We start from the raw sequence: 25,356 nt of genomic DNA on the forward strand, positions 1-25,356 counted from the left end.
GGGTAGAACCCACCGTTCTGATTGGCAATGCAAGCCCGCCGACAATTCGTTACTATACCGCCTGGATTTAACGACAAGGCCGTGGAAATTATCATGCTGTGGTTCAAAAATTTAATGGTTTACCGTCTTAGCCGCGATATCGCATTGCGCGTCGAAGAGATGGAGAAACAGCTCGCCTCAATGACGTTTACCCCATGCGGTAGCCAGGATATGGCCAAAATGGGCTGGGTTCCGCCAATGGGCTCTCACAGCGATGCGTTAACGCACACTGCCAATGGCCAAATTATTATTTGTGCGCGCAAAGAAGAGAAAATTCTGCCATCGCCAGTGATTAAACAGGCGCTGGAAGCGAAAATCCAGAAACTGGAAGCCGATCAGGGGCGCAAGCTGAAGAAGACGGAAAAAGATTCCCTGAAGGATGAAGTGTTGCATTCATTGCTGCCGCGCGCGTTTAGCCGCTTCAGCCAGACAATGATGTGGATTGATACCGTTAACGGCCTGATTATGGTTGACTGCGCCAGCGCGAAAAAAGCGGAGGATACGCTGGCGCTACTGCGTAAAAGTCTCGGCTCGCTGCCGGTTGTCCCGCTGGCGCTGGAAAATCCGATTGAACTGACGCTCACAGAGTGGGTGCGCTCCGGTACGGTCGCTCAGGGCTTCCAGTTGCTCGACGAAGCCGAATTGAAAGCGATGCTGGAAGATGGCGGCGTGATTCGCGCGAAAAAGCAGGATCTGGTCAGCGACGAGATCGCCGTTCATATTGAAGCGGGTAAAGTGGTAACGAAGCTGGCGCTCGACTGGCAGCAACGCATTCAGTTCGTGATGTGCGACGACGGCTCCATTAAGCGTCTGAAATTCTGCGATGAGCTGCGCGATCAGAACGAAGATATCGACCGGGAAGATTTTGCCCAGCGTTTCGACGCGGACTTTATCCTGATGACCGGAGAGCTGGCGGCGCTGATTCAAAGCCTGGTGGAAGGATTAGGCGGCGAAGCGCAACGCTAACCAGAGGGTCCCTCTCCGCCGGAGAGGGGACTCACCGTTACAAATAGCGGCACAGATACGAGGTAGGCTCAGCAACCTGTAGATGAAACTCGCTGTGGCCAGGCACGTTAAACACCTCACCTGCCGTATACACTTTCCATTCGACAGTTCCCGGCAACAGTACCTTCAACGCGCCGCTCACAACCGTCATCTCTTCGGGTTCGGCGGTGCCAAAGGTATACTCTCCTTCCGCCATCACGCCAACGCTGGCCCGGCCGGTGCTACTGCTGGTAAATCCAATAGACTTCACTTTCCCGGAAAAGTATTCATTGCTTTGTAGCATAATCAGGCCCCGTCTCGTTATTAAATTAACACCCAATATAGAGTCCTGACGTTCGGCCTGTCACGCAAAATTAGACAAGCAGTTCTGAAGCTAACCGCGCAATCAAAACATTAGAGAGTAAAACCGGCACATCCAGCGCCTGCTGTAAAATATCCCGATGACGCTGATGAAAACCCAGACAATCAAGCATAATGACGTCCGCGCCTTGATCCAGTAGCGCCTGCCCGGCATTAATTAACTGTTGCTCAGATCCGTGAACCGGATTCGCCAGCGAATAAACCGGCGGCATTTGCAATACCTGCCATTTTTTCTCCTGGGCCGCCAGAAGCTCTGCAACTGGCACAATAACGCCAACCTGATGCCCATCCACAATAGAGGCAACAAGCGGTGGAATAATACGCAGCGGTTCAAGCAAAATAGAATTGCGGGCAGCCATACTTTTAATCGCCGCAGTGCTCATCAGTATAATGACATCATAACCCTGGTTATCCAGCACTTCGACAACGCTCTGTAAATCTCGCTCCACTTTCTGGCGGGAAACATGGGCTATTTGGTTATCATTCAGCAACGTCAGAAGCGGATCGTCGCCAGGCTCTACGGCGTAATCCGCCATAACGTCTTCCCGGCTCATTTTTCCCAGCAGGCTGTGATGGGTGATATGTTGTTCGTCGATGTATTCCGTCAGGAGCGGTAACACTTCGCTCATTGGCACAACGCCGATTGTGAGGATTGCCAACGACGCACTCATTCTTATTCCACCTTCTTATTACTTCGTCGTAGTTCCCGGGCAAATATTTACACAACCACCGTGCTACCTGCCCTACAAATCTCAAAAAGCGTAGCAGCAGATGGACCACGCATTGTGTAAAGATTCCAAATAATTCCAGTATTGTATTGTTATCGCTTAATTTACGGTTTTAGTTGCCAGTATAAATGTTTCAAAAATGTGATAGAGATACAATTTAGGAGTACTCAGAATCCCTTCCGAGTCGTTCATGCGGCTATGATTTATCCGGATCTTCATAACGTTTTTTCGCATCCATCGCCTCTTCTGCAGTCGGATGCTCGCTAATGAGCGAATCAGGTTTCGGATGGTCAGCCCGTAGCTGATACCACGTCACCGTCTGTCCTGACACGCCTTTTTCAATGGTGACGATATAAGCTTCCCGCGGATAAGGTGGTCTGGTTGGCATAGTGTTTCCTTTATTCTGGGTGAGCGTTAAGTATAGACATCTCCCTGCACCCGTTGCGTCGACGGCGGCAGCGCCGCAATAATTTCAGAAACGACCTGGGTCGGCGCTTTCGTCGCGTCAATAATGTAATGCGCCGTTTCGCGATACAGCGCGTCACGCTGCTCAAGCACTTCCCGAACCTCTTCGCTCAACGGCTTTCCGGTTAGAGTTGGACGCAGATCCGCTTCAGGTTCAGCCTCAAGCCGGTTAACCAGCGTTGACACCGGCGCGCACAAATAAATCACTATGCCAACACGGTGCATATAACGTCGATTATATTCTGTGAGAATAATACCGCCTCCTGTCGCCACGACCGTCGAAGGCGCGCTTACCGCTTCAAGGGCCGCTGTTTCCCGGGCGCGGAACCCTTCCCAGCCCTCTTTTTCAACAATATCAGCGACGCTCATTTGCACATGCGATTGCAGCCAGCGGTCGGTATCCGCAAACCGGAAACCGGTTGCCTGCGCCAGCGCCATACCGATGGTGGTTTTCCCACAGCCTCGCGGGCCAACAAGATAAAGAGGTTGCATCATAGCAGGCGTTCCCCTGGGAGCTGCGCATACGCAGGATTTGATATCAGCAATGTTGTAATCATACCATCAAACTAGTACAACGCATAAATGTAAACAATAATTTACATGAAAATACTAAACTCATAATATTAGCACTATAGCAAGAATTAGAAATGAATAAACTGTAAAACTTTCATTACACGATTTATTTTTTACGCTGGCTTTCCAGCCACCACTTATCCAGCTCGGCGGCAAAATGCTGACGATCGCGCGGCGAAAGACTGTTTGGTCCCCCCGTTTGTACGCCGCTGGCGCGTAGCGTGTCCATAAAGTCACGCATCGTCAGGCGTTCGCGAATCGTGGCTTCGCTATAGCGTTCTCCCCGAGGATTAAGAGCTGCAGCGCCTTTTTCCAGCACTTCAGCCGCCAGCGGAATATCAGCGGTAATCACCAGATCGCCCGCTTCGCATTGACGCACGATTTCATTATCCGCCACGTCAAACCCGGCGGCCACACGGAGCGTACGGATAAAACGCGAAGGCGGCACGCGCAAGGCCTGATTGGCAACCAGAATAAGCGGCAACTGCATCCGCCCGGCGGCGCGATACAAAATTTCTTTAATGACATTCGGACACGCATCCGCATCCACCCAGATGGTCATAATGTCTCCCATACGGTATACAATCTTTTATTGTCTCGCGCTTTTGTCTTTCGTCAAAGTGCTGTTTCTCCTTCTGCCCGTTTTCAATCCGCGTTAAGCTAACCCTTCCCCATAACACACAAACATAGGGAGTGACGAGATGGAGAAGAAAATCGGTTTTATTGGCTGCGGTAATATGGGCAAGGCTATTCTTGGCGGACTCATTGCCAGCGGTCAGGTGCTTCCCGGTCAGATCTGGGTCTACACCCCCTCCCCCGATAAAGTTTCCGCCTTGCATGACCAGTACGGCATTAATGCGGCGCAAAGCGCGCAGGAAGTCGCTCAGGTCGCGGATATCGTTTTCGGCGCGGTAAAACCGGGCATTATGGTAAAAGTGCTGAGTGAAATTTCCTCCAGCCTGAGCAAAGACTCTCTGGTGGTCTCTATTGCCGCTGGAGTAACGCTTGATCAGCTTGCGCGCGCGCTGGGGCACGATCGTAAAATTATTCGCGCCATGCCGAATACGCCATCGCTGGTCAACGCCGGTATGACCTCCGTCACGCCCAATGCGCTGGTAACGCCGGAAGATACGGCTGATGTATTGAACATTTTCCGCTGCTTTGGCGAGGCGGAAGTGATTGCTGAGCCTATGATCCATCCGGTGGTTGGCGTGAGTGGATCTTCTCCGGCCTATGTCTTTATGTTTATCGAGGCGATGGCGGACGCTGCCGTTCTGGGCGGTATGTCTCGCGCTCAGGCTTATAAATTCGCCGCGCAGGCCGTCATGGGATCGGCGAAAATGGTTCTGGAAACCGGAAAGCATCCCGGTGAACTGAAAGATATGGTGTGCTCGCCTGGCGGAACGACGATTGAAGCCGTACGCGTTCTGGAAGAACGTGGCTTCCGCGCTGCGGTAATAGAAGCGATGACGAAGTGTATGGAAAAATCAGAGGCGCTCAGTAAATCCTGAGGCCCGGCTGGACGTCATGCCGCCACTTCGGTGCGGTTACGTCCGGCATTCTTTGCTTTATAAAGCGCCATATCTGCAGACTTTAGCCATTCCCGATAATGAGTGATTTGTGGCGTTAACGGCGCCACGCCCACGCTGATACGTAACATGACTTGTGGCGCACCCGGCAGGCGTAATGTATTTAGCCGTTCATGCACTCGCGACATGGCGGTAATCGCGCTGTCTGCCGGCGTTCCGCACATAATCACCGCAAATTCGTCGCCGCCAAAGCGCCCGATAATATCACTCCCGCGTAGCGTTATCTGCAGTTGACGCGTCAGGGCGATAATAGCCTCATCCCCAACATCATGTCCCCAGGTATCGTTAATGCTCTTAAAATGATCGATGTCGATAATCAACAATGTCGCCTCTCGATGGTGGCGTCGGCTGTGATCGAATTCATTGCGTAATAAAATTTCCCAGTGTCGTCGGTTATAGACGCCGGTCATGCCATCCCGCGAGCTCATAGCCTGCAAGCGTCGCTTATGTTCCGCTAATTTAATGGCCGTTTGGTAACTTACCCAGGCAAACAGCAGCGGATACAACATAATGACGGGCAAAGAGAGCGTGACTTCCAGCGATGAGCTTCGCATAGCGACAGGTAGCCCGGTAAGCTGCAATGTCACCAGACATGATGCCAGCAAGAGCCCCATTCCGGCAGTGAATAGTCGCAACCCGCCAGCGCCCATCAGATTCATACTCATCATCATAAACAGCGTGGCGGCAGGCAGCATGTTGACGCCTATCAGCGCGATCCACATGCCGGAGAGGATCGCATCCGCTTTCAGGTTGTAAATTTCCTGACGTAGCGGATCAAGCGCTTTTGCCGCCCACTGCCACGCCAGATGCGGCCAGACAAAAGACCAGCCGACCAGCAACAGCCACCAGCCTCCGGAAACGGGTTGCGACACTAACACGGCGGCCACGGGTAAAAACATTCCCCCTAACCCCACCGCACGCGGCAGCCTGATGCGCCGGGCAAAACGCAACCCGGAACGTTGATGCTCATCAGGAGAGGCTGGCGGCGCTACCGCCTGTTCAACCGCTTTTCGGTAAAAATTTTCATCATTCATTATTTTTGGGAACATTTAGAAACAATTTTCCCAAATTATAGAAACAGAGCGCAGGGAAGGAGTATGAGATTTCGGGTGAACGTTTTTCAGGGCTCACCCGATAGCACTACGCCGCTTTTTTCAGGCAGGCGCTCATAAACTTGCTGCGATCGTCGCCTTTCAAGGATTGTTCCGTCGCCTGGAGATTGCATTCACGCATTTTCTGCTGTTGCGGCGTCAGGCTTTTCTCACCAGGGGCTGACTGCCTGTTTTTTAGACAATCGCTAAGGTAAGTTTTACGCGCATCGCCTTTCAGCGCCTGCGCTGTCGCCTGCTGATTACAGGTGGTCATGCGCTGCTGTTGCGGCGTCAACGGTTTCTCGGCAGCGCCGACGGTAGTTAAAAAGACCAGGCCAAAAAGTAAAGTCACCAGTAAGGTTATTTTCATAGCACCATCCTTTTGTCAGTGTACACACTACACTTTGTCCCTTTGGGAAATATCCCAGGGACTTTATATAAGTCTGGCTGTTACTGGCAAAAATACCACCCGGCAGTAAAAGTATTACTTACCGTTATTAATATAGGCTTTATTGATTGACAAAACGCAGGTTGATGTGCAATTCGATTATCCACAACTATACCGGCATGATGGAGAGGAACAACGCATCGCGTTACCCTGTTATTACCATAGCCGCTTCGTTTTTATTTTTCTGTTTAATGTAAAGCAAAATAAAAACGAAACGGCTATGGTTATTTCATAAAAGTAACGTTATAACAACTGTGTTGTTTTAAATACGATTAGTGCCGAGGGTGTCTCAGCAACTTTTTTACATACTGGCGCAGCAATTCCGTATCGTGATCAGGAACGCTGGCATCCGGCTTTACGCCTTCAAGTGCGCTCTCTACCTGACGTATCAACATCTGTTGCTCGCTTTGCGCCATGTTACGTAACATTGCTGTGACGATAATCTCTAACGCTTCTACCTGAGCAACCAGTTCTTTCGACTCTTCTTCTTTTTGGGCTAGCTTAAGCAACAACTCTGCTATGAGATTTTTCATGACCATATTTCCTTATTAGCTCCAGGGTGACGTTATCACTATGAAGAACCACTGCCTAGAGGCTGAAAGTACTATTTTTATGATACAGGAAGAACTTTACACAAATAATTATCACCATCGCCGCAGCGAAACGTTTCTCAAACCGTAAACGAGACGATAATAAACCATCAAAAAACAATAATCACGCTATATCATAATTTAAAGTTATGCCATCTATAGAAAAGCCTCATGGGTAAAGAATATATCTTTTAATTTAAACCACATCGTAACGGCAGGAGCACCGTTACGATGTAAAGCTATTGGCCTTTCGCTTTTTGCGCGTTACGCCGACGACGTAGCGCCAGGCTCAGTTGCCCAATATTGATCAGCACGATTGCCGCCGTGGCGATAAAAACCCAGCGGAAACCGGCCATCGCCGATACTGTCGCCCCCATCAACGGCCCTACCACGTTGCCCAGATACATAAATGACTGGTTGTAGCCAAAAATACGTCCGGTAATTTGGTCGCTGGAGTATTTCACCAACAACGTTTGTACGGCGGGTAACATCGCGCCATCGGCAAAGCCCAACAAGAAACGCAACAGCCCCAACTGGAATGGCGTGGTGACCCAGGACATCGCGAAGAAAAGCAGCACCGCGCAGATAAGCGTGGCCATCAGAATTCTTTCCGTGCCGATTCTGTCGCCAAGTTTTCCCAGACGAGGCGCGGAGATAAGCGCGGAGATTCCGGGCACCGAGGCAATTAACCCGCTAAGAAAGGCGATGTTATTACTGTCCGGCATCATTGATTTGATAAACAGCGCCAGGATTGGACTGATAGAGCCATTACAGAGTTGAATGACCATCGTGGTAAAAAACAAACTGATCACCAGCGCAGGATAAGGTAACGACGCAAAAACGGCTTTACCGCTCAGACGTTCGCTCTTCTTGATGACTGGACGCACGCCTTCTTTAATTAAAAACAGCGTGACCAGAAAGCTCACCACCAACAGCATGGCGGTAATCAGAAAGACAGCCCTCAAACCAATATGATCCGCGACAAAACCGCCCATTAACGGCCCGCCGATGACGCCGCTAATCTGCGCGGTAGAAAGCGTACTGAGCGCCCAGCCGCTACGTTCGCGCGGTACCTGAGAGGCCACCAGCGCCATAGCATTGGGGATATAGCCTGACGTTAACCCCATGATTCCGCGCAGCAGGAAAAGCTGCCAGACATGGGTCGCAAATGCCTGCAGTAAAATAGCAATCGCCATCCCAAGCGATGCGCGCAACAGCATCAATTTGCGCCCCTTACGGTCGGCCAGGCTGCCCCACATCGGCGATACAATAGCGGAAATCAGAAACGTAATGCTAAACGTTAACCCGGACCACATTGATAACGCTTTATGGGAAGAGACGCCAAGCTGGGAAATATAAAGGGGTAAAAATGGCAGGATTTGACTGATTGCCAGACCGGTAAAAAAACATCCAAACCAGACGGAAATTAGATTAACTTTCCAGGATTCCATAAGACTCGTAACGATAAGTAGCTGAAAATACGTGCTAGCTTAGCAAGCTATGTTTTTTCAGGTGGTTCCAGAGGTGCGGTACGTCACACTTTGCTATTTTGTCTCACCGTTCATCATTTTTGTGAAATATATCACATTATATAAGCGCACAGCTCAGACGTTTATGCTTTAACGACACACGCCGTAGCCACGCATCCCCAGGTGAAAATGGTTAGCATGAGCAACGTTATAGTCAGGCCCGAGCCCATTTCCATAATAATGGCAACTGGCGTTTAACATAGCGCGCAGCCAGGGCCCTGTCTCCTCACGCTTCCAGCCTCGCAGGACAGTAACTCTCCGTCCATCCGACAGTTGAAACCCGCTGACATCCAGCGCTTCTGCGCCGGCATGTTCGCTGCGCCGCGCATCCGGGCGGTGATAAATATTACGACAGGCATAGCTGCCCAGATGTTCGATGCGGGTCAGGCGGCGCTTCATCCAGGTTTCTGTTAAGGGTTTTGCCTGCTGTTCAACAAACAGCGCGGAGCTCAGCGCCAACGGGCAGGAGGCTAAAAAACTACTGCTCAATTTTACCTGGCCAAAATCTTTGACACGCACAACATGGGTTAATGGACATTCGCCAGCGCTATCCACAACAGGCTGTGATGAAATTAATCCCTGTTGATTAGCCGCCGTCAAAAGTTCCCGGCACTGTGGCGACGTAAGGCGCTGTAGTTTGAAAGTAGTGATCCAGCCTGGCGGATCGGCAAGTTGTAACGGGGCAAAAGGATTATAATAAGAAGGAAGATAACGATATCCCAGCCCGCCAATGCCGCCCAACAGCACAATAATCAGAAAACCCTTACCTCTCACGCGGCCTCCGTTCTCACATCCCATAAACATTATGGCAGAAGCCCGCGAAACCCGCGTTTTGTCGTGGTAATGTATACGCTTTGCATTCGATGGAATGGGTTTTTAAGATGGCGAAATTGCGGGTAGGAATAGTATTTGGCGGTAAGTCAGCGGAACATGAAGTGTCTTTGCAATCAGCGAAAAATATCGTTGATGCGATCGATAAAACCCGCTTCGACGTAGTGCTGTTAGGGATAGATAAGGCGGGACAATGGCATGTTAACGATGCGGAAAATTATTTGCAGAATGCAGACGATCCGGCACATATCGCGCTACGCCCTTCGGCAATCAGTCTGGCCCAGGTGCCTGGCAAACACGAACACCAATTGATTAACGCCCAGAACGGGCAACCGCTGCCGACGGTAGATGTCATTTTTCCTATCGTCCACGGTACGCTGGGTGAAGACGGCTCATTGCAGGGGATGCTGCGCGTCGCAAACTTACCGTTTGTCGGTTCAGACGTTCTGAGCTCCGCAGCCTGCATGGATAAAGACGTCGCCAAACGACTACTGCGCGATGCAGGACTGAATATCGCCCCGTTTATTACACTCACCCGGGCCAACCGTCACGCGTTTAGCTTTGCTGAGATAGAGTCTCGTCTGGGACTGCCGCTGTTCGTGAAGCCCGCTAATCAGGGCTCTTCAGTCGGCGTAAGTAAAGTCGCCAACGAGGCGCAATATCAACAGGCGGTCGCGCTGGCCTTCGAGTTCGATCATAAAGTGGTGGTGGAGCAAGGGATCAAAGGGCGCGAGATCGAATGCGCCGTATTAGGTAACAGTAGCCCGCAGGCCAGTACCTGTGGCGAAATCGTACTGAATAGCGAATTTTACGCCTACGATACCAAGTATATTGATGATAATGGCGCACAGGTTGTCGTGCCTGCGCAGATCCCTTCCGAGGTGAATGACAAGATCCGCGCGATCGCGATCCAGGCTTATCAGACGCTGGGCTGCGCGGGTATGGCTCGTGTCGATGTCTTTTTAACGACAGACAATGAGGTCGTGATTAACGAGATCAATACGCTGCCAGGTTTTACCAATATCAGTATGTATCCAAAACTCTGGCAGGCGAGCGGATTGGGCTATACCGATTTGATCAGCCGCCTGATTGAGCTGGCGCTGGAACGCCATGCGGCGGATAACGCCTTAAAAACCACGATGTAATAACGCACGCCCGATAGCGCAACGTTTATCGGGCGTCTTTTGCCTCATCATCTTCGCGCCGACGAATGATGAACCCCGCCAGCCAGAAGCTAATAATCCATGTTACCAGCCCAACGCCATAGGTTTGCCATCCTTTCGCCTCAAAACCCAGCAATCCTACGACGCCATTCAAAATAAAGATAAGGCCAATAGCGAAGGCATAGTAGTGCCAGTCACGACGAATTTTTACAGGCAAATGCATAACAACTCCGACGTATTAACAACAGCAAAAATGTATTTTTACATACTTCTTGCGGGCGAGTCTGTGGGGGATACGGAATTTCTTAAATGTTAATTGATTTAGATAAAAGTGATAATTTTGTGACAACTAACAAAAATTTACGCGATGGATACATTCCGTATGTGAAATTACCATGATTCTGATATTGACAAACACAATGACCTGTCAGACTTCACAGTAAGCCGATGGCATAACGCCAGATCGTAGCCGATCACCCAGGAGGTCTTTATGGCTGATTTCACTCTCTCAAAATCGCTGTTCAGCGGGAAACATCGAGAAACCTCCTCTGCGCCAGGAAATATTGCTTACGCCGTATTTGTACTGTTTTGCTTCTGGGCCGGGGCGCAGCTTTTAAACCTGCTGGTTCATGCGCCGGGCATCTATGAGCATCTGATGCAGGTACAAGATACAGGTCGACCACGGGTAGAGATTGGGCTGGGCGTCGGGACGATTTTTGGCCTGGTGCCCTTCCTCACGGGCTGCCTCATTTTTGCCGTTATCGCCGCGTTTTTGCGCTGGCGTCACCGTCACCAGTAAACCTTAGCGCGCTGGCGAAAATATCCCAGCGCAAAATTTATCGCCCCATACACTGCGCCCGCCGTTCATCAACTCGCTTAGCAAACCAGGCGGTCGTCAGCTTGCGCGTGATCTTCGGGCTTTCCAGTTGAATACCGGGCAACATTTCCCGCGCAAGCGTCCTGCCCGTTTTGGCCTCGGCCAGTTTATAGACGTTCTTGTAGAGCGCCGTTTTTTCAAACGCCAGGCTATCGCCCTTCTCCAGTTGGCTGCGAATCTCACGCTCACTCATTCCCAACTGTTCTGCCAGTTTGCGCGCCGCTAACTCTGTTTTACCCGGTTCCTTGCTGTTATAACGAATCAGATCGCCATCCAGCGCCAGTTTTACGCCGCTGGCTTTACTGACGGCATTCTGGAACGCGGCGTTACGGCTGGCATACCATCCGGCGTTGAAATCGGCGAAGCGGAAAACAGGCGCGCTGTAGTTCGCCGGGTAATTCAGCAAATGGTATGTTCCAAACCACAGTCCGCCACGGCGCGTAAACACCTCCTGACGTACCGTGCCCGCCATCTTCCACGGATAGCCTTTAGCGTGCTGTTCGGCAAAGGCGATACTGACCTGCATCGGGCCCCCCGTATGCACCGGGTTATATGAGCCAAATAGCGTCTGCCCCATAGGGGCCATATTGATAAAATCGTCAAAAATAGCGCTAAGCTGTTTTTCGGTTTTTACCGTATCCAGGCGTTCGCTATAGCTCTTCCCGTTGGGGGAGTTAATTTTCAGCGCGGTGTGCACCAGAAACAGCGGAATGTGCAGTCGCTCAGCACGACGATCAATCTCCTGCCAGGCTATTTTACTTAGCCCCGACACGACAGGGTCAGCCTGATAACCGGACTCCTGCTGGACGACAGCCAGCACCGAACAGATATTTTCTACCGTCGGCGCCAGCCCCTGGCTCTTAAACGTTGTCGCGATATCTTTCGCCCAGGCTTCTCTGTCTTTGACACTGGCCGGCATTTTCTGGCGTACTACGCTTGCAACGTCGACAGGCTTCTCGCCCTTGTTCACAGGCTGCCCGGATTGACTACTACAGCCAGCCAATATTGCGATCGCCAGAAAAGGCAGAGGATAAAGACGGGACGCCGCCGGCATAACGTTTCCTTCTGTTAGCTAAAAGAGTGGGTCACATCCTGAACTGGCTGACCATCCAACTGGCGTTCAAAACTACGTAAACGTTTATAGATAGACATCAGCTCCACCAGCGTCGTCCAGGAGTTAATCAAATACTGGAACGAACCGCGCACCTGGCCAAACACGTTGGTGATTTGCGTCATCAGACCCAGCGTAATCGTACCGGCAACAATGGAAGGAAACAGCAGGAACAAACCGAAAACGTTATCAACCTGCAAATAGAGAATGCGCGCAATGTTGAAATACATATAGTGAAAGTAGAGACGGAAGTAGTTATGGCGCACCGCGCTAAACAGTTCACGGACGGTTGGCGGCGTGGCGCGGCTGGCGTCATCTTCGCCGTAGACCAACTCTTTACGATAAGCCGCTTCCACTCGCTGATTTTTAAATTCCAGCCCCGGCAATTTGATCCCGACGACCGCCAGCAGGCCCGTACCCATTAATGACCAGACTATGGCGGCAATGACCAGGCCGTAAGGAACATGTCCCACGACAGGTAAATCCGGCACATGCGCTGACAGGGTGACTAACACCGGCAAGAAGGCGATGAGCGTCATAATGGCATTGATAAAACTCACGCCCATATTCTCCAGTGTAGAGGCAAAACGCATGGTGTCTTCCTGCACACGCTGGGCGGCCCCTTCGATATGGCGCAGATACTGCCAGTGCGCCATATAGTGCTCATTCATTGCGGTACGCCAGCGAAATACATAGTGGCTGACAAAAAAGTTGTTCAGCACGCCGATCACCACGGCGATAAGCGCAATACCGAGAAACACCCCCACTTCATAATAAAATTGACCAAGAGTTACCTTGTGCGGCGAGCTGAGCGCCGTTTGAATCAAATCATAGAACGGCGCGTACCAGGCGTTAACCGCGACGCCGACCTCCACCAAAAACCAGGTGACAAAAATAATGAGCGAGGTGCCAAGTATCGACCAGTACTGCCAGCGGTGCGGGCTATAGATGAACCAGAACGTTGCAAATAAACCAACGCAAATCAGGTAATAAGCATAAAAAATCAGATAGTCCAGCGACCAGAATCGCGCGGCGCTGATAGGCACCTTATCGGATGCTCCCACAAGTCGCGCCACCCAATCTCCTCCTCCCGCCTGCCAGAAAATGACGGCGATCAGCGCCCAAACAAACGCCGAAATGAAAAACGGCCCTGGCTTTGGGAAAAAAGATTTAAACATCATGCTCTCCTGCTAACTTCTTATCTTTATTACGGCTACTGTGACGACGGCAATATCAAGCCATGCCCTGGCAAATGAAAGGGCTAAACCAGGCATTGTGACCTACGTTGTGACGCTTAGTTCGCACTTCTGCTCAATAGAATTGTTTCGACGAGTTTCATACATGAGCATGCCGGCTAACGCTATCAGGTTATCACAAGCGCGATATCACTAAAGTAAACATTCTCCATCACGAAAACCCGCCGTTACGTTTTCTCACCCACTTTTTTCTCTTTAACACTTTGCAATGTGCCGCCGGGTAGTATAAATACGCATAACCTCCGTTATTTCATTTATGGACATCACCGTTGAAACGTAGTCTGCTTTTTACTGCAACACTGTTTGCGGCATCACTTACTTCTGTCCAGGCGGCTCAGCCGATTGCCGATCCGGTTTTTGCCTCTGATATCGTTGATCGTTACGCCGAGCATATCTTTTATGGTAGCGGCGCCACGGGCATGGCGCTGGTGGTAATCGACGGCAATCAACGCGTGTTTCGTAGTTTCGGTGAAACCAGACCGGGCAATAATGTTCGTCCACAGCTTGATTCGGTTATTCGTATCGCTTCTCTCACCAAGCTAATGACCAGTGAAATGTTGGTGAAATTGCTCGATCAGGGAACGGTAAAATTAAACGATCCTCTTAGCAAATATGCCCCTCCCGGCGCGCATGTCCCGACGTATCAAGGCACGCCGATTACGCTGGTCAACTTAGCGACCCATACCAGCGCGCTTCCGCGAGAACAGCCCGGCGGCGCGGCGCATCGTCCGGTATTTGTCTGGCCAACCCGCGAACAACGCTGGAACTGGATCTCCACAGCGGCCTTAAAAGTAGCACCGGGCTCGCAGGCGGCCTATTCCAATCTGGCGTTCGATCTGTTAGCCGACGCGCTGGCGACCGCCTCCGGCAAACCTTATACGCAACTGTTTGAAGAAAAGATTACCCGCCCGCTGGGAATGAAAGACACCACGTTTACTCCCTCTCCCGATCAGTGTAAGCGTCTGATGGTGGCAGAGAAAGGCGCAAGCCCCTGTAATAATACGCTGGCAGCTATCGGCAGCGGCGGGGTTTATTCTACGCCAGGAGATATGATGCGCTGGATGCAACAGTATCTGTCGTCAGATTTCTATCACCGTAGCCATCAGGCCGATCGTATGCAAACGTTGATTTATCAGCGCACGCAGCTAAAAAAAATGATTGGGATGGACGTACCGGGTAAAGCCGACGCACTCGGTCTGGGCTGGGTCTATATGGCGCCAAAAGACGGACGTCCTGGCATTATCCAGAAAACGGGCGGCGGCGGCGGTTTTATTACCTATATGGCGATGATCCCACAATATAATATTGGCGCTTTTGTGGTCGTAACCCGTACCCCCCTCACTCGATTTACCAATATGAGCGACGGTATTAACGATTTGGTTACTGAGTTAAGCGGCAATAAACCCATTATCATTCCTGCATCCTGAGTCGTCGTGCTTCGCCGTATATCAGACGAGGCACGACATTTTTGTTAATATTCGGAGGGCAAACGGTTAATACTGATCAGTTTGCCTTTATTCATTTCAATATAATTACCCTTACGCAGGGCCGCGAGTACTTCCGCCACCACCGATCGCGATACGCGCGTTCGTTGATGAATATAATTCATAACACCAATACGTGAGCGAAGTTCTTCATCCCACTCAATCATTGTTATTAACGTCGCCCGAATCTGGTCGTAAGAATTATTACCAATGAGCTGCCTGTCACGAAGTTCCAGTACCTGACTTTTCCATGCTAACCAGCAGAATGCTTCACGCCACAGTTGGTTCTGCTCAATGATAGCGAGAGTTTGTGATGATGAGAGGCGATAACCGATGCAACCGCTCTCCGCAATTAATTTATATTGAGGCTCTTTTTTCACCACACCATCGGCTAAGCCGAAAATAAAGGGGGCCTGCACAATACCAATAAGAACTTTATCACCCCGGATCAACGAAACAACCCCCTCTAAAATAACAAAGGTATGGGTGTTACTTTCATCAGGTGAACAAATAATCTCTTTATCGTTAACAAATTCGAAACGCGTACCATGCTTAGAAAGGCATTTATCGAGTTTCCTGAATTCCTGGAGTGGCTTGCTTAAAGATAACATATGCATTCCTTGCAATAATGCCCGTCAGGTCCTTGACGGGCATTTTTCAGTTTAAATTACCTTTATTTCTCCTGAGAGAAATGAATTACCAGGTATATTTAATACCAACGTTTGCAGACCAGTCTTGCTCAACATCACCGCCGCCGAGGTTGTTAGCATCGTTGTAGGTGCTGAAGTCCTTCGTGAAGCTGAACTGAGTATCCAGCCGCAGCGCCTTCTATACCAATGTCGATAGAGTCGTCGTTTACGTCAGCATCGCTGTTGGAGTCGTCGTAAACGTAAGCCAGTTTGAAATCAAGCGTCAGAAGCGGTGTTGCCGTCAACGTAAGTACCGTCGCTCATGTTAGCATGATAAGTCGTTGTTGAAGCGAGAGTAACTCAAGTTACCGTCAAAGTAGCTTACCCCTGCGCCGCCATTATCCGCCAGACCATGACGAACGCTGGTCAGACAAGTACCAACGGTGTTTTTTTCCATTTAGCAAGGACGATTATGCGGCGTCATCGCTGAAAGGTTCAATTATTCTTTACCCTCAGTCCGGATTCGGACATGAATTAAATACGTTTCAAAAAGCGAAATAAAACTATAAAAATAACTTTTATTTCAGCAAGTTGCAAGCAAGTCAAGAAAATGGAATACATATAAGAATAATATATTTAATAGAAATACAACATAAACATGAATAACAGACAGTACGTCTCTTACTTAAAAAGAAATGAAATAAAACTAAAATTACTGCAAAATTAATTGCTCCTAAAAATGCGTCACACTTTAAAATATTAATTTCCAGTATATAAACCAGTACCATTATCTTCCGGCGCTAGCGTTGCGCCCGCTGCGTTAAGGACCGTTTTCGTAAAACATCTGCCTACAGATTCAGGTATACTAGGCCTTCGATTCCACAAACATCAGGCAGACCATGACAGACCTTATCCATCGCCCTCGCCGCCTGCGCAAATCCGCTGCGTTGCGCGCCATGTTTGAAGAGACAACACTCAGCCTGAACGACCTGGTGTTGCCGATCTTTGTTGAAGAAGAACTCGACGATTACAAAGCTATTGACGCCATGCCCGGCGTAATGCGCATCCCGGAAAAGCACCTGGCGCGAGAAATTGAACGTATCGCAAATGCTGGTATTCGTTCCGTTATGACCTTCGGCATTTCTCACCATACTGATGACACCGGCAGCGATGCCTGGAAAGAAGACGGCCTGGTAGCGAGAATGTCCCGCATCTGTAAGCAAACCGTGCCGGAGATGATCGTCATGTCCGACACCTGCTTCTGCGAATACACCTCGCACGGTCACTGCGGCGTGTTGTGCGAACACGGTGTGGATAACGATGCGACGCTGGCCAACCTCGGTAAGCAGGCCGTTGTCGCGGCGGCGGCTGGAGCAGATTTTATTGCGCCCTCTGCGGCAATGGATGGCCAAGTCCAGGCCATCCGCCAGGCGCTGGACGCCGCCGGTTTTACCGATACGGCAATAATGTCCTACTCCACTAAGTTCGCCTCTTCTTTCTACGGCCCCTTCCGTGAAGCAGCGGGTACCGCGTTAAAAGGCGACCGCAAGACGTATCAAATGAATCCGATGAACCGCCGCGAAGCAATTCGCGAATCACTGCTCGACGAAGCCCAGGGCGCGGATTGCTTAATGGTGAAACCGGCCGGCGCGTATCTGGACGTACTGCGTGAAATCCGCGAACGCACAGAGTTGCCGCTTGGCGCTTACCAGGTGAGCGGTGAATACGCCATGATTAAATTTGCTGCTATGGCTGGCGCCATTGATGAAGAAAAGGTCGTGCTGGAAAGTCTGGGCTCGATTAAACGCGCCGGCGCTGATTTAATCTTCAGTTACTTCGCGCTGGATCTGGCTGAGAAAAATATTCTGCGTTAATTCTGTTACAGGGCGGTCCTCTGCCGCCCTTTCCGGTGCTCTGCCGCCCTTTCCCGACTTTACAGTACCTGTCTCCCCCAATATTCAATCTTTGGCACTGACCCGTCGCCGGATAGCGCCAACAACGCGGTCTATCCGGCCTACGGTTATTCCTCGATCGCCTGGCGAATTTGCTGCAACGACGCGGGATCGTCAATGGTCGTCAGATCGCCCGGATCGCGGCCTTCGCAGATCGCCTGGATCGTGCGGCGAAGCATCTTTCCGGAGCGCGTTTTGGGGAGCTGCGAGACAAACCAGACATGAGCCGGACGACCAAAGTTACCGATCTGGTTGTCCACCAGCGCCATAATCGCTTTTTCCTCGCCGCGCGCCGCCTCGCGATCCGCCAGCGTGTCGCCCTGTTTAGGAATGACGAACGCCACCGCCACTTGCCCTTTCAGATCGTCTTTTATCCCCACCACCGCAACTTCCGCCACGTTCGGGTAACTGGAGATACTTTCTTCTATTTCTCGCGTCCCCAGTCGATGACCAGCAATATTAATTACATCATCGGTACGGCCCAGAATAAAGTAATAGCCCTCGGCATCGCGGATTCCCCAGTCGAAGGTGGCATAAACCTGACGGTTAAACAGCGACCAGTAAGTCTTCACAAAACGCGCATCGTCGCCCCAAATAGTCTGAATACAACCCGGCGGCAGCGGCCCTTCGATTACCAGCATTCCTTTTTCGTTTATGCCGCAGGGTTCGCCGGTGACTTCATTGAGTAGCTGGACGTTATAACCGTACATCGGCACGCCTGGGCTTCCCAGACGCGATGGCCTGTCGTCCAGCGCGCGCGCCAGCGCCATGATCGGCCAGCCGGACTCCGTCTGCCAATAATTGTCGATGACCGGCACGCCCAGCGTCTCCGTCACCCAGGCGGCAGTCGGCTCGTCCAGCGGCTCACCGGCCAGATAAAGCGCCTCCAGCGAGGAGAGATCGTGATTGCGAATTTGCGCCGTCGGGAATTTTTTCAGCACGCGAATCGCGGTCGGGGCGGAGAACATCCGGTTAACCTGGTATTTCTCGACAATCTTCCACCAGACCCCGCAGTCCGGGTACGTCGGCAGTCCTTCGTAAACAATAGTCGCCATGCCTGCCAACAGCGGCGCGTAGACAATGTAAGAATGTCCTACCACCCAACCGATATCCGATGCGCAAAAGAACACGCCGCCCGTTTTGCCGCCAAAGATGGTGTCCATCGAGGTTGCCAGCGCCACCGCGTAGCCGCCGACATCGCGCTGGACGCCTTTCGGCTTGCCGGTAGTGCCGGAGGTATAAAGAATGCACGACGTTTCATTGGATTCCAGCCACGCCACCGGCACGCTCGCGCCGAGATGCTGCTGGCGCAACGTGGCAAAATCCAGATCGCGCCCGTCCGCCCACGCCATTTTCGCCAGCCCTCTGTCAACCAGCAGAACGTGTTTCGGCTGATACTGCGCCTGCGCAATAGCGTCATCGAGCAGCTTTTTATACGGCAGGATTTTACCGCCGCGCATCCCGGCATCCGCCGATACAATCAGCGCCGGTCTGGCATCGTCAATTCGCGCCGCCACGCTGTGCGAGGCAAAACCGCCAAAGACCACCGAATGGATCGCGCCAATACGCGCGCAGGCCAGCAGCGTTATCTGCGCTTCGGCAATCATCGGCATATAGACCAATACGCGATCGCCACGCTGCACGCCCAGCGACAACAACATGGCGGCCACAACGTTAACTTCATTATGCAACTGGCTGAAGGTAAACGTGCGCTCTTCATCGGTCTCTGATGAGACGGCAATCAGCGCCAGCGCCTCCGGCTGTTTATCCAGCCAGCGGTCAACGGCGTTATGACATAAATTAGTGGTGCCGCCGCAAAACCAGCGGGCAAACGGTGGACGGCTATGATTCAGCGTCTGCGTAAACGACTCTCGCCAGTCGATACGCCGGGCCTGCTCGGCCCAGAACGCCTCCGGTTCGTTAATGGAACGCTGATAAAATTCGCTAAAAGACATCACGCTCTCCTGTTGAACTTACGCCTTACTGCTGGCTGGCTCAGATGACATATAAGTCGAGGTATTCGTTAACCGGCATCTGCTCCAGGCGGGTTCTGTCCAGGGAGACATCCAGAATGCGTTGCTGCTGGCGAGCCGGGAACTGACGCGCCAGGTTGATTTTAAATTTTTCGATAAGCTTCGGAATACCGTCGGCGCGGCGACGCGCATGACCAATCGGATACTCCACGATAACTTCGTCAAAGCGTGAGCCATCAGTAAACTCCACGGTGATCGCATTGCCAATAGCACGTTTTTCCGGGTCATGATAGTCGGCGGTAAAAGCCGGGTCCTCATAACACACGATCTTCTCGCGCAGGGCGTCAATACGCTTGTCCTGCGCCACCTCGTCTTCATAATCCGCCGCGGTTAACCGTCCGAACAGTAACGGCACGGCAACCATATACTGGATACAGTGATCGCGGTCCGCCGGGTTATTGAGCGGGCCTTTTTTATCGATAATGCGGAGACAGGCTTCGTGGGTGCGGATGGTCACTTTCTCGATATCCGCTGCCGTTTTTCCCGCGGTCTGCATCTGCTCATACATCGTCATCGCCGCTTCGACGGCGGTTTGCGAGTGGAATTCTGCCGGGAAGGAAATTTTGAATAGCACGTTTTCCATCACGTAGGAGCCGTAAGGTCGCTGGAAACGGAACGTTTCGCCTTTGAATGAAACGTCGTAGAAGCCCCAGGTTTTCGCCGTCAGCGCTGACGGATAACCCATCTCCCCAGTTTTCGCCATCAGCGCCAGGCGCACCGCGCGTGAGGTAGCGTCGCCCGCCGCCCAGGATTTACGCGTACCGGTATTCGGCGCATGGCGATAGGTGCGCAGCGACTGCCCATCCACCCACGCCAGCGATACCGCGTTGAGGATCTCATCGCGCGTCAGCCCCAGCATTTCAGCGACCACCGCGGTCGAGGCCACTTTGACCAGCAGCACATGGTCAAGCCCGACACGATTAAACGCGTTTTCCAGCGCGATACAGCCCTGAATTTCGTGGGCTTTGATCATCCCGCTCAATACCTGTTTCATGGTCAGCGGCGCTTTGCCGGCGGCGATGGCGTTGCGTGACAACCAATCCGCGATCGCCAGAATACCGCCCAGGTTGTCGGAAGGATGGCCCCACTCGGCGGCAAGCCAGGTATCGTTAAAATCGAGCCAGCGGATCATCGCGCCAATGTTAAAGGCTGCCTGTACCGGATCGAGCTGGAACTGGGTGCCCGGCACGCGTGCGCCGTTGGGCACCACGGTGCCAGGCACGATCGGCCCAAGCAATTTTTTACAGGCTGGGTATTCCAGAGCTTCCAGACCACAGCCGAGCGTGTCGAGCAGACAGTAATGCGCAGTGTCATACGCGACTTCTGAGGAGATTTCGTAATTCATAACGTAATCAACGATATCCACAATTTCACGGTCGAATTGCGGGCGGATGTTCAGTTGTTGGGTAGACATAGGGTACGTTTCCTGCGTTTTATTTTTAATAAGAGTGAATTAGCAACGTTCGTCGATTGCGACAAACTCGCGATCGTCCGGGCCGGTATAATTGGCGGAAGGACGAATAATTTTGTTGTCCTGACGCTGTTCAATAATGTGCGCCGCCCAGCCGGTAACGCGGGCGATGACAAACAGCGGGGTGAACATTTCGGTAGGGACGCCCATCATGTTGTAGGAGACCGCCGAAAACCAGTCGAGATTGGGGAACATCTTTTTGGTCTCCCACATCACGGTTTCCAGACAGTCGGCGATGTGGTACATCTTCAGCGAGCCGCCTTCTTCTGAAAGCTGTTTCGCTACCCGTTTGATCACCTGATGGCGTGGGTCGGCGATGGTGTAAACCGGATGTCCAAAACCAATCACCACCTCTTTGTTTTCCACGCGTTTACGGATATCCGCTTCCGCCTCGTCCGGCGTTTCATAACGCTGTTGAATTTCCAGCGACACCTCATTCGCCCCACCGTGTTTCGGGCCGCGCAGCGCGCCAATCGCGCCGATAATCGCGGAGTAGACGTCCGAACCGGTCCCGGCAATCACCCGGCTGGTAAACGTCGAGGCGTTGAACTCATGCTCGGCGTATAGCACCAGCGAAATATGCATCGCCTTTTCCCAACTTTGAGTTGGCTTTTCACCATGTAGCAGATGCAAGAAATGGCCGCCGATGGAATCATCGTCGGTTTCCGGCTGAATACGTTCGCCGTTGTGGCTGTAGTGATACCAGTAGAGGAGGATTGAGCTGAGCGAGGCCAGCAGTTTGTCGGCAATATCGCGCGCGCCGGAGACGGTATGCCCCTCTTTCTCCGGCAGCGTACAGCCCAGCGCGGAAACGCCGGTACGCATCACGTCCATCGGGTGCGAGGCCGCCGGTAACGCTTCCAGAACGGTACGGACATTGGCGGGTAATCCGCGCAGCGCTTTTAATTTGCTTTTATAAGCATTCAGCTCGTCGCGAGTCGGTAATTTTCCGTGGATCAGTAAATGCGCGACTTCTTCAAATTCGCAGTGCTCCGCCAGATCGAGAATGTCGTAACCGCGATAGTGCAGATCGTTACCGCTTTTTCCCACGGTACACAGAGCGGTGTTCCCGGCAGGTACGCCAGACAAGGCGACGGATTTTTTTGGCTTAATGACATGGTTATTATTTTGCAGGATCGTGGTGTCGCTCATAGTGTCCTCGTCATTTTTGTAATGTGTAGGGCGTAGGCCTGATAAGGCGTAGCCGCCATCAGGCATTGTCGGATGGCACTGCGTTTATCCGGCCTACGATTTTTTGGCGTACAGGGCGTCGAGTTTTTCCTCGAACTGGTAATAATTGATGCTTTCATACAGCTCGTTGCGGGTCTGCATGATGTCGATCACGTTCTTTTGCGTCCCTTCCTGGCGCAGTACGGTATAGACTTTTTCTGCGGCGCGGTTCATGGCGCGAAACGCCGACAGCGGATAGAGCGCCATCGCCACGTTTGCGCTGCGTAACTCGTCGGTAGTAAACAGCGGTGTCGCGCCAAACTCAGTGATGTTGGCGAGGATCGGCACCTGCGCCACGTCGGCGAACTGGCGGTACATCGACAGTTCGGTGATCGCCTCCGGGAACAGCATGTCAGCCCCCGCGTCTACGTAAGCCCGCGCGCGATCGAGAGCCGCCTCCAGCCCTTCCACCGCCAGCGCATCGGTACGCGCCATGATCACAAAGTTCGGATCGGTGCGCGCATCCACTGCCGCCCGAATCCTGTCCACCATCTCCTCTTTCGAGACGATCGCTTTGTTTGGACGGTGTCCACAGCGCTTAGCGCCAACCTGGTCTTCAATATGCAGCGCGGCGGCGCCCGCTTTGGCTATGGACTTTACCGTCCGCGCGACATTAAAGGCGGAGGAGCCAAAGCCGATATCCGCATCCACCAACAGCGGCAGCGGACAAACATCCGTGATGCGCCGGATATCGGTTAACACATCATCCAGCGTCGAAATCCCCAGGTCCGGCAGTCCGAGCGAGCCCGCTGCTACGCCGCCGCCAGAAAGATAGATCGCCTGATACCCGGCCCGTTGGGCCAACAGAGCATGATTAGCATTGATAGCGCCGACAATTTGCAATGGATTCTCTTTGGCGAGCGCGGCGCGAAATACCTGCCCCGGCGAATGTAGAGACATATTCGATCCTCATGTTAGTAAATTGTTACTCAAGATATATTAACCAAAGCAAAGGCTATGCCAGGCAAAGAGGCAGCGAGAAAATTAAATACAATGAGATTTAAAAACAGATAATTACAGCAATCCCTGTTATGAATAGGCGCGATTAAGGAAAAAGAAAAACGTGTCAGCTAACGTTTCATGAAACGAATTGTTCCGTTTCATTGCAACATTCATGAAACATGTTTAAAACAAAAACTCGCCCCTTAAAGATGAACCTACTGCGATGACGACTGCCCACAGCGCTCCGCGCGATAATAGCGATAAACCGGTGATCTGGACGGTCTCCGTAACGCGTCTGTTCGAACTGTTTCGGGATATCAGCCTGGAATTCGATCATCTGGCGACCATCACGCCTATTCAACTCGGCTTTGAAAAGGCGGTGACCTACATTCGCAAAAAACTGGCGACCGAGCGCTGCGACGCGATTATCGCGGCGGGTTCGAACGGGGCCTATTTAAAAAGTCGCCTGTCAATACCGGTGATCCTCATCAAGCCCAGCGGATTCGACGTATTACAGGCGCTGGCGAAAGCGGGAAAGCTCACCTCATCTATCGGCATCGTGACCTATCAGGAGACCATTCCGGCTTTACTTGCCTTTCAGAAAACGTTTCACCTCTGTCTTGAACAGCGAAGCTATGTCACCGAAGAGGACGCGCGCGGGCAAATTAACGAACTTAAGGCCAACGGTATTGAGGCCGTCGTCGGCGCGGGATTAATTACCGATCTGGCGGAAGAGGCAGGAATGACCGCCATCTTTATTTATTCCGCGGCGACCGTTCGTCAGGCCTTCCATGATGCGCTGGATATGACCCGTCTGACACGGCGCCAGCGCGTTGATTATCCGTCCGGCAAGGGATTACAAACCCGGTATGAACTGGGCGATATACGCGGCCATTCGCCGCAAATGGAGCAGGTCCGCCAGATGATTACACTCTATGCCCGCTCCCGTGCGGCAGTGCTGATTCAGGGGGAGACGGGGACCGGGAAAGAGCTGGCGGCGCAGGCGATTCACCAGACGTTTTTTCACCGCCTGCCTCACCGTCAGAATAAGCCATCCCCTCCCTTTGTCGCCGTCAATTGCGGCGCGATTACCGAGTCGTTGCTGGAAGCGGAACTGTTTGGTTATGAAGAGGGCGCATTTACCGGTTCACGACGAGGAGGCCGAGCGGGGCTGTTTGAAATCGCGCACGGCGGCACGCTGTTTCTTGATGAAATCGGCGAAATGCCCTTGCCGTTACAAACCCGACTTTTACGTGTACTGGAGGAAAAAGCCGTCACTCGCGTCGGCGGACACCAGCCGATCCCGGTGGATGTCCGGGTGATCAGCGCCACGCATTGCGATCTGGATCGGGAGATAGTGCAAGGACGTTTTCGCCCCGATCTCTTTTATCGCCTGAGTATTCTGCGTCTGATGCTTCCTCCTTTGCGCGAGCGGCAGGCTGATATTTTGCCGCTGGCGGAAAGCTTTTTAAAACAGTCGCTGGCGGCGATGGAAATTCCGTTTACCGAATCGATACGTCATGGATTGACACAGTGTCAGCCGCTTTTGCTGGCCTGGCGCTGGCCCGGTAATATTCGCGAACTGCGTAATATGATGGAGCGCCTGGCGCTTTTTTTAAGCGTCGATCCCGCGCCAACGCTGGACAGGCAATTTATGCGGCAGTTATTACCTGAGCTTATGGTGAATACAGCAGAACTGACGCCTTCAATCGTGGATGCACTCACGTTGCAGGATGTGCTGGCGCGCTTTAATGGCGATAAGACTGCTGCGGCGCGTTATCTGGGGATTAGCCGCACCACCCTTTGGCGTCGTTTAAAAGCATGTGCCAAAAACCAGTCGGGTAATTAAGACAAATGACAATGTCCTGAACGCCTGATAGCGCTACGTTTACTGCAGGCCGTCATCCGGCAAAACGGATACCGGTTGCCAGGAATAAAAAATACCCGCCGGAAACCCAGG

At 52.0% G+C, this 25,356-nt stretch carries 25 protein-coding genes and 1 pseudogene; 7 read left to right on the top strand and 19 right to left on the bottom strand.

What is annotated here, in order from left to right:
• Positions 1–93: 93 nt before the first annotated feature.
• On the top strand, positions 94–1,005 hold the full coding sequence (gene rdgC / locus AC3G3F_RS15615; RefSeq protein ID WP_023246138.1) for a recombination-associated protein RdgC: 912 nt from the start codon (positions 94–96) through the stop codon (positions 1,003–1,005).
• A gap of 37 nt (positions 1,006–1,042) precedes the next feature.
• On the opposite strand, the gene ppnP is transcribed toward rdgC, so the two are convergent.
• From ppnP to AC3G3F_RS15640, 5 genes are all read right to left on the bottom strand, one after another.
• Positions 1,043–1,327, bottom strand: coding sequence for a pyrimidine/purine nucleoside phosphorylase (gene ppnP / locus AC3G3F_RS15620; protein ID WP_000941953.1), 285 nt, complete (start codon positions 1,325–1,327; stop codon positions 1,043–1,045).
• Between the two features lie 70 nt (positions 1,328–1,397).
• Positions 1,398–2,075, bottom strand: a complete 678-nt coding sequence (locus AC3G3F_RS15625) for an AroM family protein (RefSeq protein ID WP_023246136.1) — start codon at positions 2,073–2,075, stop codon at positions 1,398–1,400.
• A 253-nt stretch (positions 2,076–2,328) separates the two neighbouring features.
• Positions 2,329–2,520, bottom strand: a complete 192-nt coding sequence (yaiA, locus tag AC3G3F_RS15630) for a protein YaiA (protein WP_023246135.1) — start codon at positions 2,518–2,520, stop codon at positions 2,329–2,331.
• 26 nt (positions 2,521–2,546) lie between these two features.
• Positions 2,547–3,092: a shikimate kinase AroL gene (aroL, locus tag AC3G3F_RS15635; protein ID WP_023246134.1), complete on the bottom strand. Its 546-nt coding sequence runs from the start codon at positions 3,090–3,092 to the stop codon at positions 2,547–2,549.
• 184 nt (positions 3,093–3,276) lie between these two features.
• The gene (locus tag AC3G3F_RS15640; RefSeq protein ID WP_000158171.1) at positions 3,277–3,732 is read right to left on the bottom strand and encodes a YaiI/YqxD family protein; all 456 of its coding nucleotides are present in this window, start codon (positions 3,730–3,732) and stop codon (positions 3,277–3,279) included.
• Between the two features lie 139 nt (positions 3,733–3,871).
• On the opposite strand from AC3G3F_RS15640, the gene proC reads away from it, so the two are divergent.
• Entirely contained in the window at positions 3,872–4,681 is an 810-nt protein-coding gene (gene proC, locus AC3G3F_RS15645; RefSeq protein ID WP_023246133.1) for a pyrroline-5-carboxylate reductase, read from the top strand.
• A 14-nt stretch (positions 4,682–4,695) separates the two neighbouring features.
• Here the strand turns inward: proC and adrA are convergent, their stop codons facing one another.
• The 5 genes from adrA to AC3G3F_RS15670 form a co-directional block, all read right to left on the bottom strand.
• Positions 4,696–5,808 carry a diguanylate cyclase AdrA gene (gene adrA, locus AC3G3F_RS15650; RefSeq protein ID WP_023246132.1) on the bottom strand — a complete coding sequence of 371 codons (1,113 nt, stop codon included), beginning with the start codon at positions 5,806–5,808 and terminating at the stop codon, positions 4,696–4,698.
• 91 nt (positions 5,809–5,899) lie between these two features.
• Positions 5,900–6,220 (bottom strand): phosphate starvation-inducible protein PsiF, encoded by a 321-nt coding sequence (gene psiF, locus AC3G3F_RS15655; protein ID WP_023246131.1) that lies wholly within the window; start codon positions 6,218–6,220, stop codon positions 5,900–5,902.
• A 350-nt stretch (positions 6,221–6,570) separates the two neighbouring features.
• On the bottom strand, positions 6,571–6,831 hold the full coding sequence (iraP, locus tag AC3G3F_RS15660; RefSeq protein ID WP_023246130.1) for an anti-adapter protein IraP: 261 nt from the start codon (positions 6,829–6,831) through the stop codon (positions 6,571–6,573).
• 296 nt (positions 6,832–7,127) lie between these two features.
• Positions 7,128–8,339, bottom strand: coding sequence for a multidrug efflux MFS transporter (locus AC3G3F_RS15665; RefSeq protein ID WP_023246129.1), 1,212 nt, complete (start codon positions 8,337–8,339; stop codon positions 7,128–7,130).
• Positions 8,340–8,507: 168 nt separating this feature from the next.
• Complete coding sequence (locus tag AC3G3F_RS15670) at positions 8,508–9,221, bottom strand: extensin-like domain-containing protein (protein WP_023246128.1); 714 nt, start codon at positions 9,219–9,221, stop codon at positions 8,508–8,510.
• A gap of 77 nt (positions 9,222–9,298) precedes the next feature.
• Between AC3G3F_RS15670 and ddlA the strand changes: the two genes are divergently transcribed.
• Positions 9,299–10,393: a D-alanine--D-alanine ligase gene (ddlA, locus tag AC3G3F_RS15675; protein ID WP_023246127.1), complete on the top strand. Its 1,095-nt coding sequence runs from the start codon at positions 9,299–9,301 to the stop codon at positions 10,391–10,393.
• A 25-nt stretch (positions 10,394–10,418) separates the two neighbouring features.
• Here the strand turns inward: ddlA and AC3G3F_RS15680 are convergent, their stop codons facing one another.
• Positions 10,419–10,634, bottom strand: a complete 216-nt coding sequence (locus tag AC3G3F_RS15680; protein WP_023246126.1) for a DUF2754 family protein — start codon at positions 10,632–10,634, stop codon at positions 10,419–10,421.
• 267 nt (positions 10,635–10,901) lie between these two features.
• Between AC3G3F_RS15680 and AC3G3F_RS15685 the strand changes: the two genes are divergently transcribed.
• Positions 10,902–11,210, top strand: coding sequence for a YaiY family protein (locus AC3G3F_RS15685; RefSeq protein WP_000763138.1), 309 nt, complete (start codon positions 10,902–10,904; stop codon positions 11,208–11,210).
• Positions 11,211–11,247: 37 nt separating this feature from the next.
• On the opposite strand, the gene yaiW is transcribed toward AC3G3F_RS15685, so the two are convergent.
• Both yaiW and sbmA read right to left on the bottom strand, forming a co-directional pair.
• Complete coding sequence (yaiW, locus tag AC3G3F_RS15690) at positions 11,248–12,342, bottom strand: surface-exposed outer membrane lipoprotein YaiW (RefSeq protein WP_023246125.1); 1,095 nt, start codon at positions 12,340–12,342, stop codon at positions 11,248–11,250.
• Positions 12,343–12,356: 14 nt separating this feature from the next.
• Complete coding sequence (gene sbmA, locus AC3G3F_RS15695; protein ID WP_023246124.1) at positions 12,357–13,577, bottom strand: peptide antibiotic transporter SbmA; 1,221 nt, start codon at positions 13,575–13,577, stop codon at positions 12,357–12,359.
• A gap of 347 nt (positions 13,578–13,924) precedes the next feature.
• Between sbmA and ampH the strand changes: the two genes are divergently transcribed.
• The gene (gene ampH / locus AC3G3F_RS15700; RefSeq protein ID WP_023246123.1) at positions 13,925–15,082 is read left to right on the top strand and encodes a D-alanyl-D-alanine-carboxypeptidase/endopeptidase AmpH; all 1,158 of its coding nucleotides are present in this window, start codon (positions 13,925–13,927) and stop codon (positions 15,080–15,082) included.
• A gap of 44 nt (positions 15,083–15,126) precedes the next feature.
• On the opposite strand, the gene iprA is transcribed toward ampH, so the two are convergent.
• Together iprA and AC3G3F_RS15710 are read right to left on the bottom strand one after the other, a co-directional pair.
• Positions 15,127–15,750 carry a hydrogen peroxide resistance inhibitor IprA gene (iprA, locus tag AC3G3F_RS15705; protein ID WP_053529219.1) on the bottom strand — a complete coding sequence of 208 codons (624 nt, stop codon included), beginning with the start codon at positions 15,748–15,750 and terminating at the stop codon, positions 15,127–15,129.
• A gap of 85 nt (positions 15,751–15,835) precedes the next feature.
• Positions 15,836–16,225, bottom strand: a pseudogene (locus AC3G3F_RS15710) (autotransporter outer membrane beta-barrel domain-containing protein); the annotation flags it as partial.
• 442 nt (positions 16,226–16,667) lie between these two features.
• Between AC3G3F_RS15710 and hemB the strand changes: the two are divergent.
• Positions 16,668–17,642, top strand: a complete 975-nt coding sequence (hemB, locus tag AC3G3F_RS15715; protein WP_023246121.1) for a porphobilinogen synthase — start codon at positions 16,668–16,670, stop codon at positions 17,640–17,642.
• Between the two features lie 146 nt (positions 17,643–17,788).
• Here the strand turns inward: hemB and prpE are convergent, their stop codons facing one another.
• From prpE to prpB, 4 genes are all read right to left on the bottom strand, one after another.
• Positions 17,789–19,675: a propionate--CoA ligase gene (gene prpE / locus AC3G3F_RS15720; protein ID WP_023246120.1), complete on the bottom strand. Its 1,887-nt coding sequence runs from the start codon at positions 19,673–19,675 to the stop codon at positions 17,789–17,791.
• 40 nt (positions 19,676–19,715) lie between these two features.
• A complete protein-coding gene (locus AC3G3F_RS15725; protein ID WP_088734284.1) occupies positions 19,716–21,167 on the bottom strand; it encodes a bifunctional 2-methylcitrate dehydratase/aconitate hydratase in 1,452 nt (483 codons plus the stop codon).
• A gap of 39 nt (positions 21,168–21,206) precedes the next feature.
• Positions 21,207–22,376 (bottom strand): bifunctional 2-methylcitrate synthase/citrate synthase, encoded by a 1,170-nt coding sequence (gene prpC / locus AC3G3F_RS15730; RefSeq protein ID WP_023246118.1) that lies wholly within the window; start codon positions 22,374–22,376, stop codon positions 21,207–21,209.
• A gap of 93 nt (positions 22,377–22,469) precedes the next feature.
• Positions 22,470–23,354, bottom strand: a complete 885-nt coding sequence (gene prpB, locus AC3G3F_RS15735; protein WP_023246117.1) for a methylisocitrate lyase — start codon at positions 23,352–23,354, stop codon at positions 22,470–22,472.
• 265 nt (positions 23,355–23,619) lie between these two features.
• Here prpB and prpR point away from each other — a divergent pair, with 265 nt between their 5' ends.
• Entirely contained in the window at positions 23,620–25,245 is a 1,626-nt protein-coding gene (prpR, locus tag AC3G3F_RS15740; protein ID WP_488395297.1) for a propionate catabolism operon regulatory protein PrpR, read from the top strand.
• Positions 25,246–25,356 lie beyond the last annotated feature (111 nt).

Source organism: Salmonella sp. FC25216 (assembly GCF_057751355.1).